We start from the raw sequence: 14,132 nt of genomic DNA, 5'->3' as shown, positions 1-14,132 counted from the left end.
GAAATGAATCAAAAAATTATTTTGTCCGTTCGACTGGCATTATTATCAAAAACAGTTTTTACAATTAAAATTTGTTGTTTAGGGATTAAATCAGAAATGATAAATTGCTGTTTATGGATATTCTTTTCTTGAAAGATCAATTTCCCTTTTAAATCATAAACAAAAACAGCTGATAAATTTTCGTCATTAGACTTTAGACTCAACTGACTCTCGTTTATATATATTTCAAGCTGATGTTTCGCGTTTCCAACAATATCATGCATCAAAATAGTTTTTAAATTGGGCAAATACCTCAGCACAAAACGATTGTTGTATTCCCCTTTTGATGTTGAAAATGAATAGGACCCTTTCTTAAAATCATGCAGTATCCCCGCGTCTTTATCTTCTAAATAAATAGTACGCTTAGCTAATAAGCCATCTACTTGATCCATTTTAATTTCAAAAGCACCGTCAATAGTTGTTTTGAAACCCAACGTTACTTTATCCGTCAGTAAAAAGGGTAGTCCGCGTCCTTGAATAGTAAGAATCTCTCCATCATTGACACTATAAAAATCAACGTATTTATTACCTCCAAAACTAATTCCGTCATACAAATTATCCATTTCATTGGTCGCTCCCTTAATGTATCCGACCAACAATTGCTTAAAAACTCCTTGGCAATTAGTTAAGCTCAACCAAACTCTGCTTTTTTCAGAGTTTGCCAAATTTTTAACCTTCGCCATTTTGAAAAATTGACTATTCGATCCCGAAGCTGACACCCGCATCGAATTATTAAATTCAAAACTCCCAACAGCTTTACTTCCTACAAAAAAAGACTGTCCTGCGGCTATTTTGCCATCTGGAATCGACCCAAAACCTCCAGTACTTGGAGCAGCCATCGTTCCGGTTCCTCCTGTCAAGGTATAAACGGCATAATCATCCGAATTATAGACATAAAAAGAACCACTTTGTGTAATCGCTGTATTATGCGTCCAGAAATACAAGGCGCCATTTATCAATGAAGCATTGTTAGGATTAGCCATAAACAAATCGGCATCAATAGCAGATGGATAGGGATTTCCAATCAAATTATCCATTCCAATCCCCTGCGTTGGAATTGTAATCACACCATTATAAGGGACGCCAATAAACTGAACAGGTTGTGCGTATGTAGCTCCTGTCCAGTATTCGCCATTACCATAGACTGTATTTGGCTTCGGAACCCGAATTATGAATCCCTTACCAGCAGTATTCATCGTATTTGTACCAGATTCAATCACCCAATTACCATTGGCAAAACTAAAATACTTATCCCATAAAGTGTTTGGAGACAAATCTTTTAATACCTGATCTTTTACAGGTGACGACCAATACGTAAAATCAAAATTCTTCATCGGGGCAGTAATGCGCTTGTAAATAATTTTTCCTGTATTCACGGCGCCATCATTTACCTGAACCAGGCTAGCACTGTCCTCAAAAGTCAAAGCACCACTGCCTTGAACATCCAAACTGTTTTCAAGCTTAAAAACAACCCCAGAATCAACATGAACAGCTACACCATCATCAATTTGACACGAGCAAGCCTCAAAAGATGTATCCATATTAAAATCATCCGAAAAACGTATATTTTTATTCGCATCAGGCGTGCCGTTTGACCATGCACCATTGTAAACTGTTTCTGGCGGGGCTACTTTAATAGTATTCGAATTAGCACTTATTTCGCAGTTATTGGCAGATCTCAATCGAACATAATAAGTCTTTCCTGCTGCCAAACCTGCAACAGTTTCAGATAAAGTATTACCTAAATCTTTATTTTGGTAATCTGTCAAATTAGTAACAAAACCGGAATCGGTAGCCACATCGATAAAATAATTGGATGCATTCGAAGAAGCTGACCAGTTCAACTCAAAAGAAGTGGATGAACAACCTATAATTGTCTCTGGCAATGCAGGTATTTGAGGAGTTGCACAAGAAACAATACCATTAAATTCAAAATCATTAATACTAAAAGTTCCTGTTCCTGTGAGAGCCGCCCAACCATACAATCGAAAGGTAATGGATGAAGTTATGTTTTGAAAATTAATATCCGATAAAGAAACAGATGCCCCTGTAGCGGAAACAGATCCAATATCTGTAGTAAAACCATCAACATTGGAACGAAATACAAAAAGAGTCGGTCCATTAACAGAAATTTGACCTGTATATTCAAAACTGACAAAATCAATTTTATTACCAGCATTAGGAATTACAGTAAACTCAAAATAAGCATTAGGATCTAGCACATCCGATTTCCAACTTCTGGCATTATATCTATCATTCGAATTAATCCCAAATATTCCACTCCCCCTGCCAATACCAGAAACAGTAATATCTGGATCTACAATTTGTCCAATATTATAAGGATTTGATTCATCAGGATTGGTTCCTGTGATTGTATTTTCAAAAATCGATTGCCCATAAAATGAAAATGGGAAAAATATAAAAACCAAGATAAAAACAAAAAGTTGTCTCATAAACAAATCGGAAAAAATTAATATTCAAAAGAAACACACTAATATAAGAATTACTTTATATAAATGTAGGTTTTTTAAAATTATTTTCTTACATAATGTCATTTTGAAAAATGAATTTTAAACCGATTTAAAACAATTCATCGCAATATTATTAATTTGCTATTATAAAAATTAAAAAATCCCATCCTGACGAATCAGAATGGGACTATATTTATCGAATGTGAATAAATTAATTTCTAAAAACAATCTCTTTGGTAACCCACTTGCCATTGGTTAATTGCGTCATAACAATTAAAAACTGGTCGCTGGCGTTCAATCCCTGAATAATAAATTCATTCGCATTGACATGATTGTTTTCATAAAGCATTCTTCCTCTCAAATCATACACCATAACCGCAGCCATAGTTTCTTCAAAAGAGTTGATTTTGATTTGACGGTTATTTACCGAAACTATAACCCCTTTTCCTTTTTTATCAAAAGATGGATTTTCTAATGTAGGATCCAAACCACTTACTGGAGGAATTTCTATTACGGGAGGTGTTACTACAACCGGCGGATTAACCACTACTGGTGGTTCGACAACAACCGGTGGGTTAACAACTACTGGCGGCTCTACTACTACAGGAGGCTCAACAACAACTGGTGGATTAACCACTACTGGTGGCTCTACTACTACAGGAGGCTCAACTACAACTGGTGGTTCTACTGCTACAGGAGGTTCCACTACAACCGGTGGAATTACAACTACAGGAGGCTCAACTACAACCGGCGGATTAACCACTACTGGCGGTTCTACTACTACTGGTGGTTCTACAACTACAGGAGGTTCGATTACAACCGGCGGATTAACAACTACTGGAGGTTCTACTACTACAGGAGGTTCGACTACTACTGGAGGCTCAACTACAACTGGTGGATTAACCACTACTGGTGGCTCTACAGCTACTGGTGGTTCGACAACAACCGGTGGATTAACAACTACTGGAGGTTCTACTACTACTGGAGGTTCGATTACAACCGGTGGATTAACAACTACTGGTGGCTCAACTACCACAGGTGGTTCGACAACTACTGGTGGTTCAACAACTGCCGTTTTATCAACATAAACCAACACGAAACGATCATTGAACGTTCCTTTGGCAGTGGTGAAGGAATACGGCCCAGCCTTCAAATTATGAACAGCTTTGGTCACATTGTCCTCAATAAAAACAGTTTGATTCGCCAATACTCCATCCACTTTATCGATACTAATCTGAAAAGTTCCCTGAATTGTGGTCTTGTAACCCAAAGGCACTTTGTCGCCTTTGTCAAAAGGTAAAGCGCGACCTTGTATCGTAAGTTTACTTTCTTTGTTGACACTATAAAAATCAACATACGTATTTCCATCAAAACTGATACCATCATACAACTTATCATTCTCATTGGTGGCTCCCGTAATATAACCTACCAACAATTGCTTGAAAGCCCCATCGGAATTCGTTAAATTCAACCAAACCCTATTCTTCTCAACTCCTGATGCTTTCTTGGTTTTGGACATCTTGAAAAACTGACTGTTGGATCCCGAAGCCAAAACATCTGACGTATTACGCATACCGTTATTAAACACAAAATTTCCAGTTGCTTTAGTAGTCACAAAAAAGGACTGCCCTGCGGCTATTTTACCATTTGGCTTGTTACTATCATCTATTATATCGCCAGCATCGTAAATACCATTATTATTAACATCCTCAAAATTACCCATGGTTCCTGCTCCTCCCGTCAAAGTATAGGTAGCATAATCATTTGAACTATAGACATAGAGAGAACCGTTTGGTTTAATCCCCGTGTTATGTGTCCAAAAATACAATGCTCCATCTATCAAGGCAGCATTTTCATTTATAAACGAATCGGCATCAATAGGGGATGGATATGGGTTACCAATTAAATTATCCATGGCCAATCCCTGAGAAGGAATTGTAATCAAACCATTATTGGGAACACCTACAAATTTCACAGGCTGGGAATAAGGCATAACAACAATCTCGGGGTAAGGGATTCCATACACACCCGGTTTTGGGGTACGAATGATATAACCTTTCCCTGGCTTCATTATAGTGTTTACATTCTCTGTCACCCAATTACCATTGGCATAACTAAAATACTTATCGAATAAAGTGTTTGGCGACAATGCTTTTAATGTCTGAAATGGCCCAGAATTCTGATCCGAAACTGGAGACGACCAATACGTAAAATCAAAATTCTTCATCGCTGAACTAATGCGCTTGTAAATAATAGTACCCGTATTCACTGCAGCATCATTCACCTGAATCAAACTGGCATTGTTCTCGAAAGTTAAGGAACCAGTCCCTTGAACATTCAATCCATTTTCAAGCTTTAAGATGGCGTCTGTATTTGTTCCTCCTGGAACTCCTACCACAACATTCACTCCTGAATTGATTTGGCATGAACAGGCGTTTATTGGAGTAACCATCGCGATACTTCCTGTACCTACGAATACCGCTTTCTTAGTATTATCAGGGATACCGTTGTCCCAGGTTACACCACCATCAGTGGTTCTAGTAATAGGAACCGACATGGTCGCCACATTGGAGTTGGCACTAATTCCGCAGCCAGTAACAGTCCTTACCCTAACATAATAAGTCGCCCCTGGGGTCAACCCATTTACAATTGCTGAAGGAGAAGCTGATGGCGCAACAGACACATCTTGATACCCCGATATAAAAGTCCCAAATGATGAATCTAAGGACACATCAAATCGGTAATCAGTACTATTTGGAATTGATGCCCAAGTTTCATTGGCTGAAGTTTGGCTACATGTTAAAACAACATTGTTTAGAACTGGAGCTACTGGTGTAGCATTCACATTCATTGTAACAGTATTCGAAGTTGCCGGATTTCCTGTTAAACAAGGAGTAGTACTAGAAGTCATTTCCAATGAAATCGTATCACCATTCGACAAAGTAGCGTTGGTGTATGTTACTGAATTGGATCCAACATTCAATCCATTTAATTTCCATTGGTAAATTGGTGTTGTCCCTCCATTTGTTGGTGTAGCCGTAAATGTTACACTAGTCCCTGAACAAATTGTTGATGCTGTTGAAGCTGATATGGTTACACTTGCCGGTAAACTTGGGTTAACTGTTATTGATTGTTGGGATGATACTGTTCCACCGCAACCCCCAGTAACAGTATAAATAATATTACAAGTTCCTGCTCCTACTGCTGTAACTACTCCTGTAGAAGACACAACCGTTGCAACAGCAGTGTTATCGCTAGTCCATCCGCCTGTTCCTCCACTTAAAACTACATTGTTTGCAGAATAAGTAGCTGAACCAGCAATACACAAAGGACTTGTTCCTGTTACAGATGCAATACTTGCATTTGGACTCGTTGTTATAGTGACTTCATTACTTTGATTGAAGTTACAAGTAACACCAATTGCGTTGGTCGTATTAACTGTTGCAATACGTCTATATTTTGTAACTATATTGGCAGTAGTAGTATTAATAGTCGCCGGCGGATTATAGGTTCTGGATATAGCACCGCTGATATTACTGTAAGCGGCTCCATTAACAGAAATCTGCCATTGATAATTAATATATGGATTAGCTATTTCTGTTCCCAGACTATTATATTTAAAAGAACCCTCAATAACAGCTGGATCACCTCCGAAGCAAAACGAAGTCGTAGCTGGAGCTGTAATAGTATTTGCTGCCGGATCAAATGGTGCTATTTGAAAACTTACCTGGTTTTGCCCTGCATTTTCGTAATAATCAAGCACTAAATTTGCACTGCTTGGCAAATTAACTAATATATAATCATATGTTGTAGGAGACTGCTCAGCCCATCTATCGAAAACTTTAGTTGTTGGGGTTGTTGTAGTGCTATTATCGATATACAACCGAACACCATCATCACCTGTCACTTTTACAAAGTAACATCCAGCAGCACGGGTTGATTTCATCCTGTAACGTACTGCAAAACCTTCGGTATACATTGATGCTCTTTGGATTCCTGCAGAAAGGACTGAGGCACAGGATGTGTTACTTCCAAAATTTTCAGAAAAATTTTCGGTTGCCACATTATAATAACCAGCATAATTCGCATTTGTAAAAGGAGCCGGAGTCGCCCCTCCAGCGTTATAAAAATGTCCGATCCAAGCATCAGTAGCAGATGTAGTTTGAGAATCCTGGGTGTTTCCTAAAGAATTTAACAAAAGAGTCATTGCTCCTCCAGCTGTTCCATTTGAACAATTGTTGGAAGACAATACTATTTTAACTTTTCCCGAAAGGGAAGCTGTCCAAGTAAGGGAAGCTCCTGAAGCTGATGACACTGAAGCTGCCGGAGTAACGTTTGCATTTGTTGAATCGTCCAAGACAGTTATATTTTCATTACCGGAAAAAACATTTCCAATTGAGAATGTATAATTGAATCCCTTGATTACATCCAAAACCACATATTGTCCTTCGTTTACTGTATTTGTGGTTATTGATGTAGTTGTACCGTTTATACAAAATATACGGGTATCAGCAGCAGTTGTCATTACATTATTCACTGTTACTGTAACAGAAGCACAAGTTGTAGTATTACAAGTACCGCTATATCGAACATAATAAACTGTGTTGGATGTTGGTGATACAGTTATACTGTTTCCTATTCCTGCCGATGTACCGCCGCATGAGCCAGTAAACCATTCTGCTGTGGCTCCGGTTCCTGCACTCCCTCCTGACACATTAAGTGTAGTAGAACTTCCATTACAAATTGTTGTTACTCCTGTTATTCCCGTTGGTGCTGTTGAAAGTGTATTAACCGTTACAGTTGCTGTACTACTATTGGCAGAGGAGCAAGCTCCGCTAGTAACTACTGCTCTATAATAAGTTGTTGTTGCTAAATTTGTTGCAGTTAAGGTGGTTGTAGTATTGGCAATATCACTCACAGATGAAGCGAAAGTACTCGATGTGGAAGATTGCCATTTGGTAATAGTTCCTGTATACCCGCTTAACGTTAATGTGGTACTGTTGATTCCCGAACATACCGAAGTACTCCCAGCGATACTTCCTCCAACACTGGTTGGATTCACAGTAATCGCATAATTTGCAGAAACAGTTCCATTACCGCAAGTATTTACCCCATACACGGTAAGATTTCCAGATGTTGCATTTGAAGCAAACGTTATTGTTGGAGTACGTGTTGTTCCATCTGTAAATGTGGCTCCCGTTCCGGAATACGACCAAGTATAAGAAGTTGCATTTGTATTAACTGGAACAAAATAAGCGACCCCGGATTGACCTTGACATACAGTTGCTGTTCCTGTAATTGTTCCAGCCGCAACCGGAAGCGGATTTACAATAATTGTTCCTGTAGCGTTAACACTTCCACAACCCCCCGTTAATGGAATGCTGTAATTAAATGTTCCTGATGCTGTTGGAGTTCCACTAATAGTAATACTATTTGATGCAAAAGAGGCACTTAATCCTGCTGGTAAATTTGCTGGGGTTCCTATACCTGTAAATCCACTCGTTGTATGAGTGATAGGAGTTATAGCAGTATTAACACAAACCGTTGGAATTGATGATCCTACTGAAACTGAACCTCCAGTTACGGTTAACGTTTTTGATGTAGAACTCCCACAACTCCCATTAAATGTAGTATAAACAACCAAAACTGTTCCTGGACTAACGCCCGTCACAACCCCTGCTTGAGTAATAGTAGCTTTTCCTGTTTGATCAAAAATAGACCAAACTCCATTTGAAGGATTACTACCACTAATAGTAAAAGTAGTGTTACTACCAACACAAATTGATGCACTTCCACCAGAAATTGTCCCTGGAGTTGAGGAATTGTCTCCCTTATAAGTAAATGTTACTGTATCCGAATAAGGACTTTCACCACAATAATTGTATGATTTTACTCTATAATAATAAACACCTCCATCTACTAGTCCTGAAATAGTATAACTCTGTACATTACCAACATTTAATTTTTGAAATCCTGTTAAATAATTAGTAAAACCGACATCTTTGGCAACATCTAAATAATAACCATCTACACTTTCATTTGACCATTGTGCAATCCATTTATTACTGCACTGAACATACCCTGACTGTATTCCTGGCTTACCTTTTGACGGGGTCATATAAGATGAATTGGAAACATTATTTGAACTTATATTAGAATAACAAGACGAAGAAATTATTTTATCAATACGAATTGTTGAGTTCGAAGTAACATTTACGATTGAAAGATTTGCAGTAAAATTTCCAACACCGGCAGATGTGACACTCATTGATGCACTATAACTTGTCGAATTGCCATTATACCCTAAACTATAAATAACGGTATAGGAACCAATAGGAAAACTTGCTGGGGATGAATTAACTGTCACAGATGAAACTTTGGTCGATTCACACGAATTGGTTGCGACTACATTATTTAAAGCAATTGGAGAAGAACAAGCCCCTCCATATATGACTTCATTCATTAAAGCGACTAATGTTGGATCTGTTGGCTGTGTGCCAGAAGGTTTTTCATCTGCACTACCAGTTGACGTTACAGTAGCATTTGGGTTGACCGGATAAACCGTTCCGCTACCACTTCCGCCAATAACACCTGATACGTTGCCCCCAACTAGTATATTACCGTTATTTTGTAAAATGGTATTAGCTGTATTCAGATTACCTGCAATGACAACTGTACTTTTATTGAAATCTGTGGTACCTAAATTAGAAAAATTACCAAAGACCTTAATTGTTGCACTGTCGCTAGTCTTAGTACCCCCATTAAACTTTGACCCACTGGCTACATCAACATTTCCATTAACCGTTAACGTTTTGGCGTCATTTATTGTCAATATAGAATTTCCTGTAATGCTAATACTTTTTGCAGATGCATCTGATGTCGCTGTAACAGTAAAACCATTTTCAATAATTACAGTATCTCCAATACCTGGAAAAACTCCTGTACCAACAGAAACCCCTCCACTGGTCAATGACCAGGTTGCATTCGAATTCCAATTATTGCTAGCTATCGAATAATAAGTTGCAGCATTAGCAATCGTAGGCAAAAACAAAACCAAAAACACAAAAGCCTTACTTGAGACTAAGCTTTTCGATTCTTTTAAACTAAACAAGCCCACACAGTACTCCTTAAAAGTTTGGAAAGATAGTACAAATGCACTCTTTAACTCAATTATCCGAATAGATAAAAGAGCAATTATAGTAAGTAACGTTTTACTCATTTTGGATTGGGTGCTTTAAGATAAAATTTGTTCTTTCAATGGACCTGATTTAAATCAGTTGGTATTGCCATTAGTAATTTAAATTCAACATTTTTAATAAATGCAAAAATTTTGTGCAAATATAAAACTAAAAACCACTCATTTACTGACATATAGCATCTTTATCAGCCAAACAAATGTTAAATATAAAAATTGTAAGATTTTATCTTAAAAAATTAATAGCCCCATTCTGACTAATCAGAATGGGGCTATTAATAAAGTAATGCTATAAAACTAATTTCTAAAAATAATCTCTTTAGTAACCCACTTACCATTGGTTAATTGCGTCATAACAATTAAAAACTGGTCGCTGGCATTCAATCCCTGAATAATAAATTCATTCGCATTGACATGATTGTTTTCATAAAGCATTCTTCCTCTCAAATCATACACCATAACCGCAGCCATAGTTTCTTCAAAAGAGTTGATTTTGATTTGACGGTTATTTACCGAAACTATAACCCCTTTTCCTTTTTTATCAAAAGATGGATTTTCCAATGTAGGATCCAAACCACTTACTGGAGGAATTTCTATTACTGGAGGTGTTACTACAACCGGTGGATTAACAACTACTGGTGGTTCTACAACTACAGGAGGTTCGATTACAACTGGTGGATTAACCACTACTGGTGGCTCGACTACTACTGGAGGCTCAACTACAACCGGTGGATTAACCACTACTGGTGGTTCGACTACTACTGGAGGCTCAACTACAACCGGTGGATTTACAACTACTGGTGGTTCTACTGCTACAGGAGGCTCAACTACAACAGGTGGATTAACAACTACTGGTGGCTCTACTGCTACAGGTGGCTCAACTACAAAAGGTGGATTAACAACTACTGGTGGTTCGACAACAACTGGCGGATTAACCACTACTGGCGGTTCGATTACTACAGGAGGTTCAACTACAACCGGGGGATTAACCACTATTGGAGGCTCTACAACTACAGGAGGCTCAACTACAACAGGTGGATTAATAACTATTGGTGGTTCGACTACTACAGGAGGTTCCACTACAACCGGTGGATTAATAACTATTGGAGGCTCGACAACAACTGGTGGATTAACCACTACTGGTGGTTCGACTACTATAGGAGGCTCAACTACAACAGGTGGATTAATAACTATTGGAGGCTCGACAACAACAGGTGGATTAACAACAACTGGTGGTTCGACTACTGCCGTTTTATCAACATAAACCAATACAAAACGATCATTGAACGTTCCTTTGGCTGTAGTGAAGGAATACGGCCCAGCTTTCAAATTATGAACAGCTTTGGTCACATTATCCTCAATAAAAACAGTTTGATTCGCCAATACTCCATCCACTTTATCAATACTGATCTGAAAAGTTCCCTGAATTGTGGTCTTGTAACCCAAAGGCACTTTGTCTTCTTTATCAAAAGGTAAAGCGCGACCTTGTATCGTAAGTTTGCTTTCTTTGTTGACACTATAAAAATCAACATATGTATTCCCGTCAAAACTGATACCATCATACAAATTATCATTCTCATTGGTGGCTCCAGTTATATAACCTACCAACATTTGCTTGAAAGCCCCATCAGAATTCGTTAAATTCAACCAAACCCTATTCTTCTCAACTCCTGATGCTTTCTTGGTTTTAGACATCTTGAAAAACTGACTGTTGGATCCCGAAGCCAAAACTTTTGCCGTATTACGCATACCGTTATTAAACACAAAATTTCCAGTTGCTTTAGTAGTCACAAAAAAGGACTGCCCTGCGGCTATTTTACCATTTGGAGCTGTTCCACCACTAATTGCTGGCAAAGTTCCTGTTCCGCCTGTCAAAGTATAGGTCGCATAATCATTTGAACTGTAAACATAGAAAGAACCGCTTGGTGTAATAGGCGTGTTATGTGTCCAAAAATACAATGCTCCATCTATCAAGGCAGCATTTTCATTTATAAACGAGTCGGCATCAATAGGGGATGCATATGGGTTACCAATTAAATTATCCATGGCCAATCCCTGAGAAGGAATTGTGATCAAACCATTATTGGGAACACCTACAAATTCCACAGGCTGGGAATAAGTTAATCCTACCCAATTTTCTCCATTACCATAGGTAACATTTGGTTTTGGCACCCGAATAATAAACCCTTTCCCAGCAGGGTTCATAGTGTTGGCTCCCGCTTCAATCTTCCAATTACCATTGTCAAAACTATAATATTTGTCCCATAAAGTATTTGGCGATAAAACATTCAAAACTTGATCCTGTACTGGAGACGACCAATATGTAAAATCAAAGTTCTTCATCTCAGCTGTAACTCGCCTGTAAATAATAGTACCCGTATTCACTGCGGCATCATTGACCTGAATCAAACTGGCATTGTTCTCGAAAGTTAAAGTTCCTATACCTAAAACATCCAAACCATTTTCAATCTTCAAAACAGCATCTGCATTTTTATTTGGCAAATAGGATGCATCTGTAACTGGAACTCCAACTACCACATTTACACCTGGATTGATTTGAACAGAACAAGCATTAATTTGATTTGTAATATTAAAATCTGCGGCAAAAACAACTATATCGGTCGATGTTGGAGGTGTTACATTCCCAGTTTTAGACCATACTGTACCATTCCAAGTATTCGTCGTTGGAGCAATTATTGAGATAGGAGCCGTTGCTAATGAAGGACAAGTTCCATTGAAAGCCGTTACCGTATAAGACCCAACTGCAACTCCAGAAAAAACACCAGAAGTATTTGAATAATCTACTCCATCTATACTATAATTCATTCCTGTTGGAGTCGTAACCGTAATCGTTCCTGTAGAAGACACACAAGTAGGCTGAGAAGTAGCACTAGCTGTTGGAGTCGTTGGCAGAGCGTTAACCGTCATTGTTACGGTATTCGAAGTTGCTGGACTGCCCGTTAAACAAGGAGTCGCATTCGAAGTCATAACTACCGAAATCGCATCACCATTTACCAAAGCAGCCGATGCATAAGTAGCTGCTGTTTCACTTGGAATTAAAGAAGCGCCATTGTACCATTGGTAGGTTGGTGTTGTTCCTCCATTCACTGGCGTAGCAGTAAAAGTCACTGAGGTTCCAGAACAAATTGTTGTTGCTGTTGAAGCTACAATAGTTACGCTTGCTGGGAGGCTTGGATTGATTGTCACAACATGAGTCGTAGTTGCTGGTCCGTTGCAACCCGCAGCACTAGCTGTGATTGTCGTTGTGCCTGACCATCCAGCAGCATAAGTCACAGCTCCAGTTGCAGCAACTATGCTATTTCCTGCAAATGCAGCGGTTGTCGCATCCAAACTATAGATAATACCAGTTGAATTGTTTGCCGTGGTCGTCGTGGTTACTGTTCCAGCTCCTTGACAACGTATTGAGGTTGCTGGCGAAAATGCGTTTATGGTTACTGTTGGGGTTATAGTCACAACATGAGTCGTAGTTGCTGGTCCGTTGCAACCCGCAGCACTAGCTGTGATTGTCGTTGTGCCTGACCATCCAGCAGCATAAGTCACAGCTCCAGTTGCAGCAACTATGCTGTTCCCTGCAAATGCGGCAGTAGTAGCATCCAAACTATAGGTAATACCTGTTGAATTGTTTGCCGTGGTCGTCGTGGTTACAGTTCCTCCTCCTTGACAGCGTGTTGAGGTTGCTGGCGAAAATGCGTTTATCGTTACCGTTGGGGTTATAGTCACTACATGGGTCCTTGTTACTGGCCCATTGCAACCCGCAGCACTAGCTGTGATTGTCGTTGTGCCTGACCATCCAGCAGCATAAGTCACAGCTCCAGTTGCCGCAACAATACTGTTTCCTGCAAATGCAGCAGTAGTAGCATCCAAACTATAGGTAATACCAGTTGAATTGTTTGCCGTGGTCGTCGTGGTTACTGTTCCAGCTCCTTGACAACGTGTTGAGGTTGCTGGCGAAAATGCGTTTATGGTTACTGTTGGGGTTATAGTCACTACATGGGTCCTTGTTACTGGTCCATTACAACCCGCAGCACTAGCTGTGATTGTCGTTGTGCCTGACCATCCAGCAGCATAAGTCACTGCTCCGCTTGCCGCAACAATACTGTTCCCTGCAAATGCAGCAGTAGTAGCATCCAAACTATAGGTAATGCCTGTTGAATTGTTGGCCGTGGTTGTGGTGGTTACAGTTCCAGCTCCTTGACAGCGTGTTGAGGTTGCTGGCGAAAATGCGTTTATCGTTACCGTTGGGGTTATAGTCACTACATGGGTCCTTGTTACTGGCCCATTGCAACCCGCAGCACTAGCTGTGATTGTCGTTGTGCCTGACCATCCAGCAGCATAAGTCACAGCTCCAGTTGCAGCAACTATGCTGTTCCCTGCAAATGCGGCAGTAGTAGCATCCAAACTATAGG

General features: G+C 39.4%; 3 protein-coding genes. All 3 read right to left on the bottom strand.

Features of this window, described 5'->3' with window-relative positions; all coding sequences use genetic code 11:
• Nucleotides 1–8 precede the first annotated feature (8 nt).
• Nucleotides 9–2,492, bottom strand: a complete 2,484-nt coding sequence (locus tag B0E44_RS16595; RefSeq protein ID WP_077377822.1) for a T9SS sorting signal type C domain-containing protein — start codon at nucleotides 2,490–2,492, stop codon at nucleotides 9–11.
• A 229-nt stretch (nucleotides 2,493–2,721) separates the two neighbouring features.
• Entirely contained in the window at nucleotides 2,722–9,729 is a 7,008-nt protein-coding gene (locus B0E44_RS16590) for a T9SS sorting signal type C domain-containing protein (protein WP_124019365.1), read from the bottom strand.
• Nucleotides 9,730–10,002: 273 nt separating this feature from the next.
• Nucleotides 10,003–14,132, bottom strand: a 4,130-nt coding sequence (locus tag B0E44_RS16585; RefSeq protein WP_077377816.1) for a T9SS sorting signal type C domain-containing protein, incomplete at its 5' end; no start/stop codon positions are given.

This window comes from Flavobacterium sp. A45 (assembly GCF_002001005.1).
Taxonomy (GTDB): domain Bacteria; phylum Bacteroidota; class Bacteroidia; order Flavobacteriales; family Flavobacteriaceae; genus Flavobacterium.
The sequence above is the reverse complement of the archived record's forward strand: the minus strand, read 5'-3'. Positions and strand labels throughout refer to the sequence as shown.

Bases quoted from the DNA above. Each gene is read 5' to 3' on its own strand.
- B0E44_RS16595 (WP_077377822.1), bottom strand. From the start codon at position 2,492: ATGAGACAACTTTTTGTTTTTATCTTGGTTTTTATATTTTTCCCATTT.
- B0E44_RS16590 (WP_124019365.1), bottom strand. From the start codon at position 9,729: ATGAGTAAAACGTTACTTACTATAATTGCTCTTTTATCTATTCGGATA.